17 protein-coding genes are annotated in these 20,977 nt (G+C 65.2%); 8 read left to right on the forward strand and 9 right to left on the reverse strand.

Going from position 1 to position 20,977, the window contains the following annotated elements; translation table 11 throughout:
• Positions 1–2: 2 nt before the first annotated feature.
• Positions 3–914: an ATP-binding cassette domain-containing protein gene (locus tag Q319_RS28690; RefSeq protein WP_245619206.1), complete on the forward strand. Its 912-nt coding sequence runs from the start codon at positions 3–5 to the stop codon at positions 912–914.
• A gap of 275 nt (positions 915–1,189) precedes the next feature.
• The gene (locus Q319_RS0112965; RefSeq protein WP_029482919.1) at positions 1,190–3,364 is read left to right on the forward strand and encodes a glutamine synthetase III family protein; all 2,175 of its coding nucleotides are present in this window, start codon (positions 1,190–1,192) and stop codon (positions 3,362–3,364) included.
• Positions 3,365–3,444: 80 nt separating this feature from the next.
• Here Q319_RS0112965 and Q319_RS0112970 read toward each other — a convergent pair whose 3' ends face one another.
• Entirely contained in the window at positions 3,445–4,485 is a 1,041-nt protein-coding gene (locus Q319_RS0112970) for an LLM class flavin-dependent oxidoreductase (RefSeq protein ID WP_029482920.1), read from the reverse strand.
• 96 nt (positions 4,486–4,581) lie between these two features.
• On the opposite strand from Q319_RS0112970, the gene Q319_RS0112975 reads away from it, so the two are divergent.
• The 6 genes from Q319_RS0112975 to cpdB all read left to right on the forward strand — a co-directional run bounded on the left by Q319_RS0112975 (position 4,582) and on the right by cpdB (position 12,213).
• On the forward strand, positions 4,582–5,340 hold the full coding sequence (locus tag Q319_RS0112975; protein WP_051655368.1) for an SDR family oxidoreductase: 759 nt from the start codon (positions 4,582–4,584) through the stop codon (positions 5,338–5,340).
• Positions 5,341–5,435: 95 nt separating this feature from the next.
• Complete coding sequence (gene glcF, locus Q319_RS0112980) at positions 5,436–6,713, forward strand: glycolate oxidase subunit GlcF (RefSeq protein WP_029482922.1); 1,278 nt, start codon at positions 5,436–5,438, stop codon at positions 6,711–6,713.
• Positions 6,714–6,804: 91 nt separating this feature from the next.
• Positions 6,805–8,235, forward strand: a complete 1,431-nt coding sequence (locus tag Q319_RS0112985; protein ID WP_029482923.1) for an FAD-binding oxidoreductase — start codon at positions 6,805–6,807, stop codon at positions 8,233–8,235.
• On the forward strand, positions 8,228–8,881 hold the full coding sequence (locus tag Q319_RS0112990) for a DUF5639 domain-containing protein (protein WP_029482924.1): 654 nt from the start codon (positions 8,228–8,230) through the stop codon (positions 8,879–8,881). The genes Q319_RS0112985 and Q319_RS0112990 overlap by 8 nt, the downstream gene beginning before the upstream one ends.
• 56 nt (positions 8,882–8,937) lie before the next feature.
• Positions 8,938–10,194, forward strand: a complete 1,257-nt coding sequence (locus tag Q319_RS0113000; protein WP_029482925.1) for a lactate 2-monooxygenase — start codon at positions 8,938–8,940, stop codon at positions 10,192–10,194.
• A 123-nt stretch (positions 10,195–10,317) separates the two neighbouring features.
• Entirely contained in the window at positions 10,318–12,213 is a 1,896-nt protein-coding gene (gene cpdB, locus Q319_RS0113005; RefSeq protein WP_029482926.1) for a 2',3'-cyclic-nucleotide 2'-phosphodiesterase, read from the forward strand.
• A gap of 71 nt (positions 12,214–12,284) precedes the next feature.
• Here the strand turns inward: cpdB and Q319_RS0113010 are convergent, their stop codons facing one another.
• The 8 genes from Q319_RS0113010 to Q319_RS24540 all read right to left on the reverse strand — a co-directional run.
• Positions 12,285–12,890 (reverse strand): hypothetical protein, encoded by a 606-nt coding sequence (locus Q319_RS0113010; protein WP_029482927.1) that lies wholly within the window; start codon positions 12,888–12,890, stop codon positions 12,285–12,287.
• Positions 12,887–13,597, reverse strand: a complete 711-nt coding sequence (locus tag Q319_RS0113015; RefSeq protein ID WP_029482928.1) for a redox-sensing transcriptional repressor Rex — start codon at positions 13,595–13,597, stop codon at positions 12,887–12,889. The genes Q319_RS0113010 and Q319_RS0113015 overlap by 4 nt, the downstream gene beginning before the upstream one ends.
• Positions 13,597–14,769 (reverse strand): SPOR domain-containing protein, encoded by a 1,173-nt coding sequence (locus Q319_RS0113020; protein ID WP_029482929.1) that lies wholly within the window; start codon positions 14,767–14,769, stop codon positions 13,597–13,599. Before Q319_RS0113020 ends, Q319_RS0113015 begins: the two co-directional genes overlap by 1 nt.
• A gap of 701 nt (positions 14,770–15,470) precedes the next feature.
• The gene (locus Q319_RS0113025) at positions 15,471–17,138 is read right to left on the reverse strand and encodes a tetratricopeptide repeat protein (protein WP_245619217.1); all 1,668 of its coding nucleotides are present in this window, start codon (positions 17,136–17,138) and stop codon (positions 15,471–15,473) included.
• A gap of 119 nt (positions 17,139–17,257) precedes the next feature.
• The gene (gene rlmN, locus Q319_RS0113030) at positions 17,258–18,313 is read right to left on the reverse strand and encodes a dual-specificity RNA methyltransferase RlmN (protein ID WP_029482931.1); all 1,056 of its coding nucleotides are present in this window, start codon (positions 18,311–18,313) and stop codon (positions 17,258–17,260) included.
• Between the two features lie 49 nt (positions 18,314–18,362).
• Complete coding sequence (locus Q319_RS0113035) at positions 18,363–19,148, reverse strand: PhzF family phenazine biosynthesis protein (RefSeq protein WP_051655369.1); 786 nt, start codon at positions 19,146–19,148, stop codon at positions 18,363–18,365.
• A gap of 19 nt (positions 19,149–19,167) precedes the next feature.
• Entirely contained in the window at positions 19,168–20,355 is a 1,188-nt protein-coding gene (gene lysS / locus Q319_RS0113040; protein ID WP_245619219.1) for a homocitrate synthase, read from the reverse strand.
• 303 nt (positions 20,356–20,658) lie between these two features.
• A partial coding sequence (locus tag Q319_RS24540; RefSeq protein ID WP_029482934.1) for an IS66 family transposase occupies positions 20,659–20,977 on the reverse strand: 319 nt, incomplete at its 5' end.

Here is a 20,977-nt window from a genome sequence, read left to right on the forward strand (position 1 = left end):
ACTTGCCGATCAAGGAGAAGGTGCGCGGGGCGACGGGCCACCTGACCGTCAGGAACGCCAGCCTGCACAACCTCAAAGACGTCACCGTGGATATTCCCACCGGCGTGCTGACGGTGGTGACGGGCGTGGCCGGATCGGGCAAGAGTTCGCTGATCAACGACGTATTTCTGGCGCAGCACCCCGGCTCAGTCGTCATTGATCAGTCGCGCGTGACCGCCAACAGCCGCTCGGCCCCGGCCACCTATACCGGCATCATGGACGACATTCGCAAGGCGTTTGCCAAAGCGAACGGCGTGAGCGCCTCGCTGTTCAGCTTCAACTCGGAAGGAAGCTGCCCCGAGTGCAGCGGCCTGGGCGTGATCTACACCGATCTGGCCTTTATGGAAGGCATGACCTCCGTGTGCGACGTCTGCGGGGGCAAACGCTTCAAGGAGGAAGTGCTGGCCTACCACCTGCGCGGCCAGTCGATTGCCGACGTGCTGGATATGACGGCGGAACAGGCACTCGCGTTCTTCACCGAGAAGAAAATTCGCGCCGTGTTGCAGGCCATGAACGACGTGGGGCTGGGCTACCTGAAACTGGGCCAGCCCCTCAGCACCGTGTCGGGCGGCGAGGGACAGCGCCTCAAGCTCGCTGGCGAACTGCACAAGAAGGGCAGCGTCTACGTGATGGACGAACCCACCACCGGGCTGCACCTCTCGGACATCGGGATGCTGATGCGCCTGATCGACCGGCTGGTGGACAGCGGCAACACCGTTTTACTGATCGAACACCATCTGGACGTGATCCGGCAGGCCGACTGGATCATCGACCTGGGGCCGGAAGGTGGCAGCGCCGGGGGTGAGGTGCTGTACGAGGGGCCGCCTCAGGGCCTGAAAAACTGTGCCAGAAGCCTGACGGGACAGTTTATATGAACGGGTGAACTGATAGGCCCGGAACCATTTTGCAATCCGTCCTAGTAGAGCAGGCCACGCGGCTATATATACAGTGACAGATTGCAAGGGATCGGGAAGTTGCTGCGGCCCTTGCCTGTCAATACGGCAGCTTGTTCAGAGAAGCGCGTTGACCCGTCTTCCGGTCTGCCCGTATACTCACTGCCGATGACAGATCAGCGGCGGACGCTACAGGAGCCGGGATGCGACCAGGCCCCGCGTCCGCTTGTTTCTGGTCTGCACCAGGGGGAGCGACTATGACTCAGACCGGCAACAATCAGGATTTCGATGTCAACTCGGCGGCCCGCAACTGGCGTGTGGAGGCCACCGCGCAGCCCACGCCCAGCGAACTGGTGACCGAGAAGTTTGCCAGTGACGTGCTGACCGTGGACCAGCTCAAGACCCGCATGAGCAAGAGCGCATACAAGAGCCTCCAGGCCACCGCCGAGCGCGGCGAGACGCTGGACCCCAGCATTGCCGACACCGTGGCGCTGGCCATGAAGACCTGGGCCATGGAAATGGGCGCGACGCACTACACCCACTGGTTCCAGCCGCTGACCGGAGGCACCGCCGAGAAGCACGACTCTTTCCTGAACCCTGCTGGGGACGGCGTGGCGATCATGTCGTTTTCAGGCAAGGAGCTGATCCAGGCCGAGCCGGACGCCTCCAGCTTCCCGTCGGGGGGCCTGCGGGCCACCTTCGAGGCGCGCGGCTACACCGCCTGGGACCCCTCGTCACCGGCCTTCGTGGTCCGGCACGCCAACGGCGCGACGCTGTGCATCCCCAGCGTGTTCGCGTCCTGGAAGGGTGAGGCGCTGGACCTCAAGATTCCGCTGCTGCGTTCTATTGAGGCGCTGAACAAGGCGGTGACCCCGGCCCTCAAGCTGTTCGGCGCGTCCGAGGGCACCCGCGTGACCAGCAGCCTGGGCGCGGAGCAGGAATACTTCCTGATTGCCGAGGAGTTCTACTACCGCCGCCCCGATCTGGTCATGAGCGGGCGCACGCTGTTCGGCGCAAAGCCCCCGCGCGGGCAGGAGCTGGAGGACCATTACTTCGGCGCGATTCCTGACCGCATCCTGAGCTTCATGACCGACGCCGAGATGCAACTGTACGCGCTGGGCATCCCGGTCAAGACCCGCCACAACGAGGTGGCCCCCGGTCAGTTCGAGGTGGCCCCGATCTTCGAGGACAGCAACATCGCCGCCGATCACCAGCAACTGATGATGCAGGTGCTGCGGAGTACCGCCCGCAAGTACGGTCTGGTCTGCCTGATGCACGAGAAGCCCTTTGCCGGGATCAACGGCAGCGGCAAGCACTGCAACTGGAGCATGGCCACCGACGCGGGCGAGAACCTGCTGGACCCCGGCGACACCCCTGACGAGAACATGCAATTCCTGTTCTTCACCTCTGCCGTCCTCAAAGCCGTGGATGAGCATCAGGACCTGCTGCGCGCCTGTGTGGCCAGTGCCAGCAACGATCACCGCCTGGGAGCCGCCGAGGCCCCGCCCGCGATTATCAGCATCTTTCTGGGCAGCGAGCTGAGCGACATCTACGAGCGCCTGGCCAGCGGACAGGGTGGACGCGGCAAGGCGGCGGGGCTGATGGGCCTGGGCAGCCGCGTGCTGCCTGAAATCCCGATTCATGCCGGGGACCGCAACCGCACCAGCCCCTTTGCCTTCACCGGCAATAAGTTCGAGTTCCGCGCGGTGGGCAGCTCCCAGAGCATTTCTTTCCCCATCACCGTGATGAACGCCATCGTCGCGGATTCGGTGGGCCATCTGGTAGAAGACCTCCAGACCAAGCTGGACAGTGGCAAGGAACTGAGCGTGGCCCTGGCCGAACAGGTGCGCGAAACGTACACCAAGCACAAGCGGATCGTGTTCGACGGCGACGGCTACAGCGACGAGTGGCACCACGAGGCCGAACACGAGCGCGGTCTGCTGAACCTGCGGACCGCTCTGGACGCCGTGGAACAGTTGCACAGCCCCAAGAACATCGAGCTGTTCGGCAGGCTGGCCATCCTGAACGACCGTGAACTGGCGGCCCGTCAGGAAATCATGTACGACATCTATTTCAAGACCGTGAACATCGAGGGCGAAACCACGGAGTACATGGCCCAGCGTCAGATTTTGCCCGCCGCCCTCAGCTATCTGGCCGCCCTGAAAAACGTGCCGGAAAGCAGCCGCGCCGCCGCTGGCGTGAGCAAAGAAGTGGGCGAGGTCACGGACAAGCTCTACGACGCCCTGCAAGTCCTGCGCGAGCAGAATGACGCCCTGGGCGGCGAGGAAATCCACGAGAAGGCCCACCACATGCGTGACGCTGTGCTGCCTGCCATGAACGAGGTCCGGGCCTACGCCGACCGGCTGGAAAACCTGATCGACTTCAAGCTGTGGCCGCTGCCCACCTACCGCCAGATGCTGTTCGTGAAGTAAAGCTTCCCAAATTCAATTCCCCGTCCTGATTTGGGCGGGGGATTTTTCATTGTTGGTAGGGAGCAGAGTGGGCTGTTCAGTCAGTCCGCCGCCACCGCCACGCCCCCGCGCATCGCCTCCATGACCAGCGCGTAGGACCGCCGCCGCGCCGCCGGATCGTGGGTCATGGTGGTCAGGATCAGTTCGTCGGCCCCAATGTCCCCGGCCAGACGGTGCAGGCGGGCGGCCACCTCTGCCGGATCGCCCACGATGGCGCGGGCGCGGGACGCTTCGGCCACTGCGCGTTCCTGTGGGGTGTAAGGATAATCGCGGGCCTCCTGCACGCTGGGAAACGAGGCCACCTCGCTGTGTGTCAGGCGCAGGAACATCAGACCCAGGGGCAGGCTCAGTTCCTCGGCCTCGGCGCGGGTGGGGGCGCAGATCACGTTGGCGGCGACGATCACCTGGGGGTTTGGGAAGGTGACTGAGGGCTGGAATGCCGCGCGGTACGCCTGGGCCGCCGCTGCCGCCCCCGCCGTATCGGGATTGATATGCCATGCGAAGGCCAGCCCCGCGCCGATCTGGGCCGCGACACGCGCGCCGTAGCCGCTGCTGGACAGCAACCACAGTGGCGGAAACAGGCCGTCGCCCGCCGGGGCCGCCACCGTTCCCGCGAAGGGATGGCCTGCCGGGAAGTTGCCCGTGCCAAACGCCATCAGCTCTGAGAGTTGCCGCTCGAAGGAGTCTTCCATCAAGCCGGATGCGCCTCGGAGCGCTCTGGCGGTGCGGCCATCCGTGCCCGGTGCGCGGCCCAGTCCCAGGTCCACCCGGTCCGGGGCCAGTGCGGAGAGCAGGCGGTAGCCTTCCGCCACGGCCAGCGGTGTGTGGTTGAGCAGCATCACCCCGCCGGACCCCAGACGGATACGCCGGGTGACCTGCGAGGCGGCGGCCAGCACGGCCAGCGGCACAGACGAGGCCACCGCGCCCATGTTGTGGTGTTCGGCCACCCAGTAACGTTCGTAACCCAGGTCTTCGGCGTATTGCGCCAGCCGCAGGGATTCGCGCAGGGCCGTGGTGGCGTCCGAACCGGAGGGGATCGGGACCAGATCCAGCACGGAGAGGGGGAGAGAAGCAGTGTTCATGCCCCCAGTCTGCGCCCTTCTGATGCTTTGTATCTTGAAGTGATTCACAAACCCGTCTTGATCTGGCCTGAATGCCCGAAACGGCACAATGGCAGGATGACCTCAACCCAGCCAGTAGCCAAGACGCACTTTGATTTCTCTGGACGCCGCGCGCTGGTGACGGGCGCAGGCAAGGGCATTGGCCGCGAAATCGTGGCACTGCTGGCCGGATGCGGCGCAACGGTGGTGGCGCTCAGCCGCGACGCGGGCGATCTGTACAGTCTGAGCGCTGAAACAGGATGCGAGGTAATAGCCGCCGATCTGGCCGACGCTGGAGCCGCCCGTCAGGCTGCCGAGGAAGCCGGGCCAGTTGATCTCCTGGTGAACAACGCGGGCATCTCCATCCTGCAACCGTTTCTGGACACCACCCCCGAAGCCTTTGACCAGACGCAGGCGGTCAACGTTCGCGCGGCCCTGATCGTGGGGCAGGTGGTGGCGCGCGGATTGATCGGGCGCGGGGCGGCAGGGGCAATCGTCAATGTGTCCAGCCAGTCGTCTTCCGTGGGCCTGCCCAACCACGCCGCCTACTGTGCGTCCAAGGGCGCACTGGACCAATTGACCCGCGTGATGGCGATTGAGCTGGGGCCGCACGGTATCCGCGTGAATGCGGTGAATCCCACCGTCACCCTGACGCCTATGGGCGTGATGGCCTGGGGTGACCCGGCGAAAAGCGCCCCGATGCTGGCGCGTATTCCGCTGGGCCGTTTCGCCCAACCGCGCGACGTGGCGCAGGCGGTGGCGTACCTCCTGAGCGACGCGGCGGGCATGGTCAACGGGGTCATGCTGCCGGTGGACGGGGGATTTCTGAGCAATTGAGGGGCGTCGTTCGGCCTCCCCTCTAGCCCTTTCGCGCTCTGCATGACCTTCGCCCCCGGCCCATGCCTCTATGCTGTGCCCGTGAGGCAATTCCGGTGAACAACGACATTCCTGTGCGTGAGCTGGGGCCGCAGGGCGAGGTCATGGCACACGCCGTGGACGCCTGCGTGCATTGCGGTTTCTGCCTGCCCGCCTGCCCCACCTATGCGCTGCTAGGCGACGAGATGGACAGCCCACGCGGGCGCATCGTGCTGATGAAAGAGGTGCTGGAGGGCGGCCTGGACCTGCTGGACGCCGCCCCGCATCTGGACCGCTGCCTGGGCTGTCAGGCGTGCGTGACCGCCTGTCCCAGCGGCGTGCCCTACGGCGAGCTGATCACCAGTTTTCGTGGCTGGAGCGAGCCGCAGCGCCAGCGCTCGCCGCTGGACAGGGCCAAGCGCTACGCGATTCTCAAAGCGTTGCCCGCCCCAAAGCTGTTTAGCGTCGCCGCCCGTGTCGGTCAGTACGCCAAGCCGCTTGCGCCTGTGCTGCCCGCTGCTCTGCGTGGACCGCTGGACCTGCTGCCCGAACACGTTCCGGCCATGCAGCCCAGCCCCAGGGTCACGCCCGCGCAGGGCCAGCGCCGGGGCCGGGTGGCCTTTCTGACCGGGTGTGCCCAGCAGGCCCTCGCGCCCAACTTCAACGCCGCCACCCTGCGCGTGCTGGCCCGCAACGGCATTGAAGTCGTCATTCCTGATGGTCAGGGCTGCTGCGGGGCCGCCGCGCTGCACACCGGGGCGCGGGATGAGGCTTTGCGGCTGGTGCGCGCCAATCTGGACGCCTTCAACCCCGACGATTACGACGCCATCCTCTCCAACGCGGCGGGCTGCGGCGCGGGCCTCAAGGAATATCCGATCATCCTCCACGGCCTGCACGATGAGGCAAAGGCCACGGCTTTCTCGGCCAAGGTGCAGGACATCAGCGAGTATCTGGGGACGCTGGCGCACGACGATGGGCTGGAGCCGTTCATGCCCGCCTCGCGTCCCCTCAAGATCGCGTACCACGACGCCTGCCATCTGGCCCACGCGCAGAAGGTCCGGTCTGCGCCGCGTGAATTGTTGCGAATGATTCCCGGCGTCAGCGTCGTGGAGATTCCTGAAGGTGATCTGTGCTGCGGCTCGGCAGGCACATACAACCTGGAACAGCCCGAACTGGCTGGGCAACTGGGCGCGCGCAAGGCCGGACACATCCTGTCCACCACGCCGGACCTGATTGCCAGCGGAAACATCGGCTGCCACACCCAGATTCAGAGCCATGTGCGCCGCCAGGGCAGCCCGGTTCCGGTGATGCATACGGTGGAAGTGCTGGATCTGGCGTACCGGGGGGAATTGTGAAAGGTCTAATGGTCAAAGAGTCCAAGGGTCCAAGGAGGGCGGTTCTTAGACTTTTAGACCCTCAGATCCTTAGACGCGCCGGAGGTGCAGCATGACGGTAGAGAAACTGGCCCTGACCACCACCTCCCTCGCACGTAAACCCAGATCGGAAGGTGGGGCCGACAATGCCCTGGCCGCCGAACTCACCCGCCTGCTGGGGCCAAAGAAAGTCCTTTCCAGTCTTGCTGAGCGACTGAGTTACCGTTTTGACGCGATTCAATTCGGGGTTACACCTTTGGCGGTGGTCTTGCCAGAAAGCACCGAAGATGTCATCGCCACGGTCAAGGCAGCGCGGCGTGCGTGCGTGAGCATCGTCGGACGCGGGGCGGCCAGTGGCCTCAGCGGCGGCGCAGCCCCCATGCAGCCCGCCGTGGTGATCTCGTTCACGCGCATGACGAAGCTGGAGATTTTCCCCGAACGGCGCGAGGCCGTCGCCCAGCCCGGCGTGATCACATTGGCTGTGACCGATGCGGCCAGACCTCACGGGTTGATCTACCCGCCGGACCCGGCCAGTTTCCGCACCAGCACGATTGGCGGCAACTTGGGCGAGAACGCGGGCGGCCCGCTGTGCTTCAAATATGGCGTAACCGGCGATTACGTGACTGCGCTGGACTTCGTGGACGCAGAGGGCGAACTCCATACTCTTAAGCGGGACGCCTACGATCTGGCGGGCCTGCTGATCGGCTCGGAGGGCACGCTGGGATTGATCACCTCCGCCACATTGCGCCTGACGCCCCCGCCGAAGTTCACCCGCACGCTGATGGCCCACTTTGCCGAGGTGGGGCAGGCTGCCGAGGCCGTGAGTGCCGCGATTGCCGCTGGGGCCGTGCCAGGAAAGCTGGAATTCATGGATGGGGCGTGTACGAATGCCGTGGAGGATTACCTGCATCTGGGCCTGCCGCGTGACGCCGGGGCGGTGCTGTTGGTGGATACCGACGGCGACGATCTGGACACCGTGGAAGAGGAACGTGCATTGGTGGAAGCGGCCTGTCTGGAAGCTGGTGGGCAGGTCCGCCGCGCCGCCGACGAGGCCGAGGCCGCCGCACTGTGGCAGGCCCGCCGCAGCGTTTCGCCCGCGCTGGGCCGCATTCGCCCTCAGCGCATGAACGAGGACATCGTGGTCCCGCGCAGCGTGTTGCCCGAGGTGGTGCGCCAGATTCGTGCGCTGGGCGATGCCAGTGGCTTCAAACTGGTGCAGTTCGGTCACATCGGAGACGGCAACCTGCACCCGAATATCCTCTTTGATCCCCGCAAGGAATCGGAGGAAGCCGTTCATGCGCTGGCCCACGAGATCGCCCTGGTGGCCCTGCGGCACGGTGGCGTCCTGAGCGGCGAACATGGCATCGGCACCATGAAACGCGCCTTCATGCGGGATGCGGTGGATGCCGAGACCATGACCGCCCTGTGGAATGTTAAACGTGCGCTGGACCCTGCTGGCGCGCTGAATCCAGGCAAGATTCTGCCGGACGAAACCGATGCTTGACATCTCTCCTGGCGATCAGACCCTGACCGTCTCCGGTGGGGTTGGATTGCTTGAGGTTTACGCGGCGCTGCCCCCTGGCCTCTATCCGCCATTCCCTCCAGTGGAACTGCCAGGCGGCGTGGGCGGCCTCGTCTCGCGCGGCGGCTTTGGGCAGACATTCTTCTTCGGCGCGGAGGTGCTGGGCGTGACCTTCCGTGCGCCATCTGGCCGTGTGGTGCGGGCGGGCGGGCGAACCGTCAAGAACGTGCAGGGCTATGACCTGACCCGCCCCTTTGTGGGCAGCTTCGGTGCGCTGGGCGAGGCGCTGGAAATCACGCTGCGCCTGCGCCCTGGCCTGAGTGCCCGCCATGTCTCGGCCCCCGGCTCACTGGCTGGGCTGCCCGATCTGGCCGCCCGCTTTGCCTGGGAAATGGACGGACAGGTTCACCTGATTCACTTTGGGCATGGGCGGCAGGTAGACCGCGCTCTGGCCGTGCTGCCCGGCGCGGTGGAAATCACCGGACCCCTTGACCTGACCTCTGAATTTCCCGGCGGTATGGGCGTGGGCGCAGGCGGACGTGTCAAGGACCGCCGCTTCGGCTGGATGGACGGCGGGGCTGTGCCGCCCGTGCCAGCGCTGTTCGCGCGGGTGGCGGCGAGTCTGTGAGGACTGTTTAACCGTCTGGCAGATCGATCCACGGCCCCACCCTCTAGACTCCTCGCATGTCACAACCCAAGTCCCCCGGTCCTGGCCGCACCCGTCAGACGCAGATTTTCGTGGATGGCCTGGGCGGCACCCGTCCGCTGGTCCCGGTAGACCCCGAACGGCTGCGAAAGGCCGCGCGGCGCAAGCTGGACGCCCCGGCCTTCGCGTATCTGGCAGGGGGTGCGGGGATGGAGCGCACCATGCAGGCCAACCTGGACGCCTTCGCGGGCGTGAAGCTGCTGCCCCGCCGCCTGTGCGGTTCGGCGTCGCGGGATCTGAGCGTGGACCTGTTCGGGCACACCTACCCCGCGCCCGTGCTGCTGGCCCCGCTGGGCGTGCTGGAACTGGCACACCCGCAGGCCGATGTAGCGGTGGGCCGCGCCGCCGCCGCGTTGGGCGTGCCGTTCATCTTTTCCTCGCAGGCGTCCGAGCCGATGGAAGATGTGGCTGGAGTTATGGGCGACTCACCGCGCTGGTTCCAGTTGTACTGGGGCACCGACGAGGAAGTCGCGCGATCCTTTGTCCGCCGGGCCGAGGCGTGCGGCGCGCAGGCCATCGTGCTGACCCTGGACACCACGCTGCTGGGCTGGCGGCCCCGCGATCTGGACCTGGGCAATCTGCCGTTTCTGCGCGGGCAGGGGCTGGCGCAGTACCTGACCGACGAGGTGTTCCGCGCGCGGCTGCCTACCGTCAGCGTGCCTGCTGCCACGCCCCGGCCCTCGCCCGCGCTGCTGAAAACGGCGGCCAGCCTCGCCGCGCACGGACGCAAGTTCGGCCTTTCGCTGGCGCAGATGCGGACGGCGGCGGCCCACTTCACCGCCAGCTACACCCGCCCCGATCTGCAATGGGATGACCTCGCGCGGCTGCGGGGCTGGACTGATCTGCCCATTGTCCTCAAGGGCATTCTTCATCCAGACGACGCCCGCGAGGCCGTGCGGCGCGGTATGGACGGCCTGATCGTCAGCAACCACGGCGGACGCCAGATCGACGGTGAGGTGGGCAGCCTGACGATGCTCCCGCGTGTGGTGGAGGCGGCAGGCGATTTGCCCGTGCTGCTCGACAGCGGTGTCCGCACGGGCGCGGATGTGGCGAAGGCACTGGCGCTGGGCGCGCGGGCGGTGCTGCTGGGCCGCCCCTACGCCTACGGACTGGCGCTGGCCGGAGAGGCAGGCGTGGCCGAGGTCATCCGCAACGTGGTGGCCGAGTTCGATCTGACCCTGGGCCTGCTGGGCGCACACGCCGCGCGGGACCTGGGGCCGGACCATCTGGCATGAGGAAGGAGCTGGCAAGGGCGTCCTGAGCGCTCCCTGTGTCGCCACGCGCCCAGGGTCACAGACACGCCCCTGACCGGGAGGCGTATCCTGGACAGCGTGAATAAACACAATTCTTCGGCTTTAATGGCGGCGCTGCTGCTGGGCAGCCTGGGCGCGGCGGGCGCGCAGACGGTCAACCTGCGTATTCTGGAAACCACCGACCTGCACACCAACGCGCTGGGCTATGACTACTACCAGGACAAGCCCACCGGCGAGTTCGGCTTCGAGTACACCGCCACCCTGATCAAGCAGGCCCGTGACGAGAAGCCCAACACGCTGCTCTACGACAATGGCGATCTGATCCAGGGCACGCCGCTGGGCGATTACGTGGCCAGGGTCAAGCCGCTGGCCGCCGGACAGGTTCACCCCATGCACGCCGCGATGGGCCTGCTGGGTTACGACGCCGCCAATCTGGGCAACCACGAATTCAACTATGGCTTGCCGTTTATCCGGCAGGTGGTGGCCGCCGCGCCCATGCCCATCGTCAGCGCCAACACGTATCTGGAAGACGGCGACGGCAACCCCGCCAACGACAAGAACGCCTTCACGCCCTACGTCATTCAGCGCAAGCTGGTGCGCGATACCTACGGGCGTCCGTACTACCTAAATGTGGGGATGCTGGGGCTGCTGCCGCCGCAGATCGTGGACTGGGACAAGGCCAGCCTGGAAGGTAAGGTCACCACCCGCGACATCGTGGAAACCGCCCGCAAATTCGTGCCCGAGATGAAAGCGCGCGGCGCGGACATTATCGTGGCCGTGGCCCACAGCGGCATTGCCGCCGACTACCAGCCGGGACAGGAGAATGTCGCCACCGAGTTGACCAAGATTGGCGGCATCGACGTGGTTCTCAGCGGCCACAGCCACCAGGTCTTTCCGGGGCCGGTCTACAAGGATATTCCCGGCGCGGACATCACCAACGGCACCATCAACGGTAAGCCCGTCGTCATGGCCGGATTCTGGGGCAGCGACCTGGGCATCGTGGACCTGACCCTGGAGCGTCAGGGCAACAACTGGAAGATCATGGCAGGCACGGCTGCCGTGCGCCCCATCTGGGACAAGGCGGCCAAGAAGAACCTGGTCACGCCGGACCCCGCCATTGCCGAGGCGGTCAAGGCGGCCCACGAGGGCACGCTGGCCTACGTGCGCGGCAAGGTGGCCGATCTGGCCACGCCCATCAACTCCTACTGGGCGCTGGTGCAGGACGATCCCAGCGTGCAACTGGTGGCGAGTGCCCAGATCGCCTACGTCAAGGCCGCACTTGCCAGCACCCAGTACAAGGATCTGCCGGTGCTGAGCGCCGCCGCCCCGTTCAAGGCCGGTGGGCGCAGCGGGGCCAGTTACTACACCGATATCCCCGCCGGAACGCTGGCGATCAAGAACGTCGCCGACCTGTACGTCTACCCCAACACCGTGCAGGCGGTAGAGGTCACGGGCGCGCAGCTTCAGGAATGGCTGGAACGCAGCGCGGGGCAGTTCAATCAGATCGATCCCAAGAAGACCGAACCGCAGGCGCTGGTAGACGAAACCTTCCCCACCTACAACTTCGACGTGATCGACGGCGTGACTTACGAGATCGATGTGTCGCAGCCCAGCCGCTACGACAAGGACGCCAAGCTGGCCAACCCCGACGCCCGCCGCATCAAGAACCTGATGTACGGCGGCAAACCGATTGACCCCGCGCAGAAATTCGTCGTGGCCACCAACAACTACCGTGCCAGTGGCGGCGGCAAATTCCCTGGTCTGGACGGCAAGAACATCGTCCTGGAATCGCCTGATGAGACGCGGCAGGCCTTGATCGCTTACTTCACCGAGCAGAAAACCGTTAACCCTGCCGCCGACGGCAACTGGAAACTGACGCCCATCCCCGGCGCGACGCTGCTGTACGTCAGCAGCCCCAATGCCCAGAAGTTCGCCCCGGCGGGAGCCACGCTACTCAAGACGCGCGAGGACGGCTTCGCGGAGTACACGATCAAGTTCTGAACACAGTCATGAAAAGGGGAGGTGGAGGCTGATTATGGCCTCCACCTCCTTTCTTTATAGATTGGTAGGTTTCAGTCGTCGCCCTGCTTATTGCCCCCACTGACGATGCTGTCGGCTCTCACAGTCACGGCCTGTCCGTTGCTGCTCTGACCATAGAACTCGATGGCAGTGACCAATGCAACTCCAGAATTGGTGGCCACTACCAGATCTCCCAGCCCACCTTCGAGATAGATGCTGGATTTGGCCGGAAGCCCGTTGGCCTGCACAGTATCAACAGCACTGAAAGGGCATGAATTGAGGGCGGTACGTGTGGGGCAATCGTAGCCCGAGGTCAGGTAGAGGTCCATCTTGTTGATGTCACCGCTCTTGCTTTCGGTCGTACCGTTTCTTGTCGTCAGTTTGCTGCTCAGTACCCGGTAACCAGTCAGATACACAGCGTCCGATCCGGGACGGGTCATGAAAGTGAACGTTACGCCCTTGCCAGGGGTGACCGTCCACGTCACTTTTTCAGGTGCTTCTTTTGTGGCGGGGGTTACCGCTTTGGTGGCGTTCTCGACAGATCCAGAGTCGTCCACCGAAACCCCGGCAGAAACCCTGCTGCCGGAAACCTGTCCAGGGGCGCTGCCGCAAGCACTCAGGGTCAGGCCAGCCAGCAGCAGTAGAGCGTATTTCTTCATGCATTGTCCTCCGGGACGGGTGAATCTTTCAGGTGGGGGTTGAGGGTGTAGAAGGCCAGGCGTTTCATCCCGGCCAGGAAATCGACGTTCTCGACGATTACACCACGCCAATCATCACCAATTTCTTGCGCAGCGTTTCCGTCAACCCGGCCTTCTGGAGGACGCGGCCCGATCACCACCGGGGCAAAATTCAGGATGCCGCGCACCCCAGCGGTCACCATGGCCTGCGCGGCGTCCTGGGCACGTTCGGGCGGCACGGCCAGAAAGCCCATGTCCACCTTGTTCTCCCGCACGAAATCGCGCAGTTCCCCGATATGGCGCACGGTCAGGTCCCGCACCTGTCGCCCCACCAGTTCGGGACTGACATCGAACAGACCCACGTACTGAAACTGATAGTCGCTGGCCCCCGGATAGTTGGCGATGGCCTGCCCCAGCCGCCCCACGCCCACGATGACCACGTTCCAGGTCTGGTTGAGGCCCAGCACCCGCATCAGCTCGCGCTTGAGGATCGGCACGGTGTAGCCCATGCCGCGCGTGCCGAAGCGTCCGAAGTAGGCCAGATCCTTGCGGACCTGAAAGGCACTCACCCCGGCGCGTTCGGCCAGATCGGTGCTGCTGGTGCGGCTGATGTCGCGCATCTCCAGATCTTCCAGAATCCGCAGGTAGGTCACCAGACGGCTGATGGCGGCGGTGGGGACCTCGGCCATCAGCGCACCCGGAAGTGGTCCAGATTGTTGTCGTCCAGCCGCTGCTCCGTGCGGGTCAGCGCGTCGCCGGTGTAGGGGCCGACGGCCACGGTGACCTTGCGGCCCTCGGGAGCATTGACGGTGGGCACATAGCCCAGGTCACGAAGTTGCTGAACCATCTTCTGCGCGCTTTCCACCCGGTCAAAAGCGCCCACTTGCAGATAGATCGGGCTGTTTGCGGCGGATGTGGGTGCCGTTTCAGGCGTACTGTCTGGAGTCGCGGGTGGTACGGCGGGGGCGCTACCACTTGCACCGCCAGTCGCGCTGCTCTCAGGGCTGTTGTCAGACGTGCTGGGCGCGGCGCTGGGCCGTGCGCGGGGCGGGTACAGCAGCGCGCCGGGATAGGCCCGCTGAATGTCGCCCAGGGCCTGACGGGCGCTGGCCTCGTCGGCGAAGGGGCCGACCTGCGCCACCACCTGACTGCCCAGGTCGATGGGGTAGACCGTGTATCCCAGCGTGCTGACAGGCGCGGTGCGGCTCTGGGCCGTGCCCACGCTGCCGAAGCTGCCCAGGCTGATGCGGTAGTCGCTGCGCAGCGGCGTGCGGGTCTCGCTGGTGGTCACGGCTCCGCCGCTGCGGGGCGTGACGGTGGTGGCGGCAGGCGTCTCGGCAGGCGTGGGCGTTTCGGTGATCTGGGCCTGGGGGGTTTCCGGCTGAGGTGTGGGGGTCTCAGCCGTCGTTGTGGCGGCGGGCGGGGTGTCCGTGCTGGCTGCCGCATCCGGCGTGGTGGCCGCAGCATCGGTGGGGGCGGCAGGAATGATCGGGGCCTCGGTGCTGGCGTTGGCAGATGGGGCAGCCTGTGCGTTGTCAGCAGGCGCGGTCTCAGTCGGCGTAGCGTCGGCAGGTGTGGCGTCGGCAGGTGCGGTGGCCGCGCTGCCCGTGTCGGCTGGCGGGGTCTCTGCCACAGGAGGCGTGATGCCAGTGGTTTCTGTGGTCGGGGTGGCAGCGGTGTCTTCTGCGGTGCCCGGCGCGGCGGGAATGCCGGAAGTGGCCGATGCCGTGGCGGTGGGCGTGGTGGTGGCAACGGTTCTGCGCTGTCCCAGCAGCAGCGCGGCGAATCCGGCCACCAGCAGCAGCACCAGCACACCGATCAGAATGTCGGGCCAGCGGCGGGTGGAGTTGGGTTTGCTCATCGTGGTGTCCCAGCCGTGTTCAGTCCAGCCGTGGCCGTTGCCCTGCGCCGAGAATGCTGCGGTGTGATGCCTTCATTCCCCCGTGGGAGACCCTGTTTCGTCATGTTTGCCTGCATACAACCCCCTTGACTATCGGTAATTCCACGCGTCATCGCGCGCGCAGCCCGGTGGCCGTGATCGGCTGCCCCGAACAGCGGCGGCCACGTTGTGGATGCCATGCCTCAGCTTACAGAAAAAGCGTGTGGGCAGGGCATCCGGCAGACTCATGCACGCCTCCTCCGGTCTGGACGAGCAAGAGTTTCCAGAAAATTGGGCAGAGCGTCTGGGTGGGCAAAAGAGCAGGGTCAAGACGGAAAAACTGCGGTCAGCACGTTTAAAATAGATGACTCCGAACAGCTCGCTCTTAGCGTCTTTCAACTGGAATCGGTTGTGATTTCCATGCTGCTGCGCTGCATTCCCCTTCACCCCTGCCATTCCCCTCTTCGCCATCCTGACCGCGCTCCGTCTCCAGCACGGTCAAAATGATACTTGCTGTGCTGACCGTGCTTTTCTCTGTTTTGACGCTGAAATGAACGTCCCACATAGCACATCTTTTTGATTGGAAACTCTTGTTGGACGGGGACTAGGGGCTGCGGCGCAGGACGGCAAACGGCGGCGGGAAGGGTCAGATATCCCCCTCCCGCCGCCACTCGTCCTCTTCTTTACTTCAGGGCGTCTTTGGCCTTGCTGTTGCCCAGGTTGGCCGCCGTCTTCAGCGACACCCTGGCCTGATCGTCCTGGCGCTGTGACCTTTGCGCCAGTCCCAGCATGTACCAAGCGTCGGCGGCCTTGGGGTCCTCGGTGACCAGACCGCGCAGCACGGCCTCGGCCTCGGGGTAGCGGGCGCTGGCCAGCAGGGCGGAGGCCAGATTCATGCGGGCGGTGGGCGTGGGGCTGAGGCGCACGCTGTCGGCCAGTGCGCCCGCCGCCGCCGGGTAATTCTGCTGGGCGTAATAGCTCAGGCCCAGCCACAATGCCGTGTCGGCGTCGGGGCGGCGCTTGTGGCTTTCCTTGAGGGCGATCACTGCGTCCAGCAGGCGGTTCTGGCGGTAGGCGGCGATGCCACGCACGTACAGCGCCCGCGCCGAGGTGGCCGCGTCGGGCTTCAGCTTCAGTGCGGCGGCGGTGTCGGCGGCGGCCTCGTCGAAGCGGCCCAGGGTCAGGCGCACCCCGGCCAGGGCGGTGCGGTACACGGCGTTGTCGGGGGCCAGCCGCACGGCGTTCAGGTAAGCCGCCTGTGCGCCGGGCCGGTCGTTGCGGAGTGCCCGCAACTCGCCCTCGCGCGCAAAGGCCCTGGCGTTGTACCTGTCGGCTTTGGCTGCCGCACTCGCTGCCAGCAGCGCCCCACGGGTATCGTTCCCGGCGGCCAGGATATCGGCCTTGCGCAGCAGCAGCGCCGAACGCTCGCTGGCCTTCTTCACGCGTTTCACGGCGGCGTCCAGCTCGCGCACGGCGCGGTCCGGCAGTCCCTGGCCCATGTAGATGTCGGCCAGCAGCAGGGCGGCGTCCATGCGGGTGCCGTCGGCTTGAAGCAGCGCGTACAGGCCCGGCAATGCCTCGGCCCCCTGCCCGGCCAGCGTGCGGGCCTGGGCCAGCCGGTAGGCGGCGTCCAGATCATCCGGGGCCAGCGCCGTGATTTGGGTCAGGGTGGCGCTCAGGGCCGTGAAGTCGGCCATGCGGGTCTGCTCGGTGGCCAGCGCCTCCAGCACCTGCCGCTGGGCGGGGGCCGAAGCTTTGCCCGCCATCAATGTGGCGGCCTGTCCGTACAGTTGCAGCGCCCCAGCGTTGTCCCCGCCCCGGCCCGCAATCACGCCCAGGTTGTACGGCCCCTCGTAACGGTCCGGGGCCAGCGTCACGAACTGCCGCAGTTCAAAGGCCGCGCCCCTGTCGTTGCCCAGCGCCAGCAGGGACAGCGCCAGCCCGAAGTGGGCTTCCGGGTTGCCGTAGTTCTGCGCCACCAGCGCTTCAAAGCCGCTGCGAGCCTGGGCGTAGTTCTTGGCGTCGTAGGCAGCCTGGGCTTTTTCCAGACTTGCCTGCTGTGCTGGGGTCAGCGGGGTGACGGGAGTGGGGGCCGCCGCAGATGGGGCGGCTGGGGCGGGCGCGGCCTGTGCCGCCGTGTTCTGTGCTGCCGTGTTTTGGCCCGCCGTGGGCAGCGTCGGCAGTTTGGGGATGGTGGTGGCCGAATTCAAGGTGTTCTGGATGCCGACGGATGTGACGGTCTCGATCATGGTCTGGGCCGAACTGCTGCCCGCAAAACCCAGCAGCAGGCCGGGCAGCAGGCCCGTCAATGCAGCGCGTCTGGAACGGCTGAAACGTAATTTTTGCTTCACCTGGGAGCCTCCTGAGGTCGTTAAAACACCCTCAGCGTAGCACCCGGCTTTTTCCATAACTCTTACGGCGTTGGGGGGACCCGGCGGGCCTGTGCCCAGTGGTCCACGACATTGCTGGTCTACAGCGCCGCGCCCAGGCCAGCCGCCGAATAACCGCCCACCGCGCCGGGCCGCTTGAGGGCCAGTTGCCCGCAGGCCGCCCCGGCATCCTTGCCGCGCGAACGGCGCACGCTGACATCCACGCCGCGCGCTTCCAGCGTGTCATAGAAGTTCTGAATATCGGCCTCGGAGGTACTCTGGAAACCGCTGCCGTCCCAGGGATTCATGGGAATCAGGTTGACGTGGCTGACCAGCCCGCGCAGCAGATCGGCCAGCAGTTCGGCCTGCCACACCGCGTCGTTCACCCCGCGCAGCATGGTGTACTCGAAGGTGATACGCCGCCCGGTCACGCCCTGATACTCGCGCGCCGCCGCCATGATCTCGGCAATGGAATTGGCCGCCCCGGTGGGAATGATGCGCTGGCGGGTTTCCTCGTCGGGCGCGTGCAGGCTGATCGCCAGCTTGAGGCCCAGATCGTCCTCGGCGGCCAGCCGGGTGATGCCCTTTGCGATGCCCACGGTGGACAGCGTGATGCGGCGCTTGCTCATGCCCAGCGCCTGTGGGTGCAGCAGAATGCGCGCCGCTGCCATCGTATGGTCATAGTTGAGCATCGCCTCGCCCATGCCCATGAACACCAGATTTCGCAGTTCGCGCGGGGCCAGGCCCTCGCCCCCGGCCACCGCCAGCACCTGCCCCACGATCTCGCCGGGGGTCAGGTTGCGCCCGAAACCCATTGCCCCGGTGGCGCAGAACGAACATTTGGCCGGGCAGCCCACCATCGTGGACACGCAGACCGTCTTGCGGTCTAGGTACGGCATATACACCGCTTCCATCTGCCGCCCGTCTTGCAGGGTAAACAGATATTTGACGCTGCCGTCGGCGCTGCGAACCGTCTCGATCTCGCGGAAGGGGTTGAGGTGGTACTGCCCGGTCAGCTCGGCCCGCAGCTCGGCGGGCAGGTTGCTCATGCCGTCAAAGGTTCCCGCCCCCTGCACATAGACCCATTCCAGCAGTTGTGTGCGCCGGAAGCCTTCTAAGGGATAAGCGTCGGGGTGAAGGTCGAGAAGGAGCTGCATCCCCGCAGTCTAGGGGTTCGGCGTGCGGTGTAACGTGACACTGGGCTGCTCAGGTCAGAGGTGTGGCTGCCCCACCCACCCAGACTTCCACCCCGGTCCCGACTTCCCCGAATTGCACGCTCAGCCGTGCGGGTTGCCCCGGCATCCGCTGGGCCGCACGCAGCAGGTTGGTGTCGGTGGGCAATTGGCCCGATGCGCCCAGCACGCCCACCGCGCAGGCCAGCATGTTGCTGCTGGCGGCGTCCTCCAGAAAGCCCTTGAGCGGTCCAAAAGCCCGGAAACTTAGATCGGCGCGGCCCGGCCCACCCGCTGTCAGGAGAACCAGACCCGTCGTGTCTGTGCTTCGGTTGACGGCTGAAATCGCCTCCGCGTCCGGCGAGAAGGCGTCCAGTGCAGCCAGATTGGAAACCTCCACCACCAGATTGGGCCGTCCCAGACTGGAAATCCAGACCTTCCTGGCGTCCAGGCCAATGGGGGAGAGGTCCAGCTCAACTTCTCTGACCTCTGGCACACCCTGACGCAGCAGCCATTCGCCGCCGCACAGTTGGGCAGGCAACGTTTCGCCGCCCATCTGAACCTCGGCCACGTCGAGCAGGTTTATCCGCAAGTGCGCCAGTGCCGCAATTGCCGCGCTGTCTGAACTGCCCTTCTCCTTGCTTGGCGTAAAGACCCGCAACGCCACCTCAGACAGGCTGGCCGACTGCACGAACACGCTCAGGGGTGCGCCGGCCTCTGCCGCTCTAACCTGCAAATCGCCGTTCGCATCAGGGAAGACGGCAACAAGTTTGCCCCCCTCTCCCGCCTCAGAAAGAACCCGGTAAATGGAAATGTTCACCGCTTCATTCTGCCGCCCCTCAGGCACTGACCCACTCGCGCAGCAACGCCTCCAGATGCGCGTCGTCCAGATCGTCGGTCTCAGCCAGCGCCTTGATGTGATCGGTGACGCGGCGCAGGGCGTCCTCGCCGTAGTGCAGGCCCAGTTCGCGGGCCTTGTAGGCAATGGCGTGCTTGCCCGTCACCTTGCTGGCGGCCTGAATGCGGCGGCCCACGCCGAAGGCTCCGGGGGGAATGGCCTCGTAGGCACCGGGGTTCAGGTAGATGGCCTTGAGATGCATCCCGGCCTTGTGGTTGTAGGCGAATTCCCCGGTCAGGTAGTTGTTCCAGGGAATCGGCAGGCCCACCATGCGGGCGATCATGTTGTCCAGTTCGGGCAGCATTTCCAGGTTGTACTTGTCCACCAGCCCCTGCGGATCGAAGGTGAACATGCGTGCCAGAAAGCCGCCCAGCGGCGTGATGCCGTTGCGCTCGCCAATGCCCAGAATCGTGGTGTCGATGTGGGTGGCCCCGGCCTCGACGGCCTCGTAGGCGTTGCTGACCGCGCAGCCGGTGTCGTTGTGGCCGTGGAACTCGATGCCGCAGCCCTCGTGGATCACGTTCCGCACTTCCCGCACCAGCGCGTAAACCTGCCGGGGCGTCGCCACGCCCACCGTATCCGCCAGCCCGACGCGGTGAACGCCCAGATCGGAGACGGCCTTATACACAGCCATCAAATCGGCTTCCTCGCTGCGGAAGGTGTCCTCGGCAGAGAAACGCAGTTCCAGATTCGGGTGGTTGGTCTTGATCCAGCCGATGACCTTCTGCGCCGATTCGATGATCTGCCCGATGCTCTTGCCGTGGCTGAATTCGCGCAGAAAGCTGGAGGTGCCGAACAGCAGGTCCAGGCCGTCCACCCCCGTGTCCACGGCCCGCTGCACGTCTTCCATGTGGCAGCGCACATGCGTCAGCAGTTTGGCGTTCAGGTTCAGGTCCGCCAGTTTGCGAATATCGCTGGCGGTCTGGGCGCTGACCATCGGCGTGGTCAGTTCGATGTACTCGGCCCCGAAGGCGTCCAGCGCGCGGGCCACTTCTATCTTGTCGTCACTTTTGAAGTTGCCGCGCGCGAACTGCTCGCCCTCCCGCAGGGTGGAATCGATGATCGCCCAGGAGCGGGCCGAAATCGGGGGAACAGGGGACGGGGTGGGTGGGGTCATTTGCTGGGTCATGGGGGCCTCTCGTGGGGCCATTCTGCCCATATTCCTGATAAATGTCAAGAAATATCGCGCAAATCTTTTCATTTGTAAACCTAATGACCACTGGAGGTCCGTATTTATCTGGATCTGGAAGGTGGGCCGTCGGGGATGCTTCATAAAAATCAGGGAATCGGGCAGGGTCCAGAAGTCGTCAATTTCCCAGCCACGCCGCTGACGCTGCCTCCGGGTCATGAGCGACATGACTAGATTTGATTGTCGGAATGCATACAAAGATTCGGATTTTTACACAAAAATAGGTGAAAAATTTGTAACTACTCAGCGCGAGAAGTCGGGCATGAGGATGTCACCGCGAAATACACTCACGAGGCCCTGCCAGACATGTATGCCCTGCTTGCGAAGTGTGGAGATATAGCTGCGAATCCGGCAGAACGCCGCTCCACCAGTCAGAGACCGAAACCCACCTGACACTTTGCGCTTGATACAGAACATCCGAATATCCCGTTCCGCCTGGTTGTTGTCGAAGGGAACGTCGTCCCGTTCGAGAAACAGAAGCACCGCATCTCGGTGCTTCTGACACCGCAAGGCCAAATTCCGGCCCGGAGTTTGCCTGGGTTTTCCCCGGCGGCCTGGCACT

The sequence above is a fragment of the Deinococcus marmoris DSM 12784 genome, from assembly GCF_000701405.1.
Classification (GTDB): Bacteria; Deinococcota; Deinococci; order Deinococcales; family Deinococcaceae; genus Deinococcus; species Deinococcus marmoris.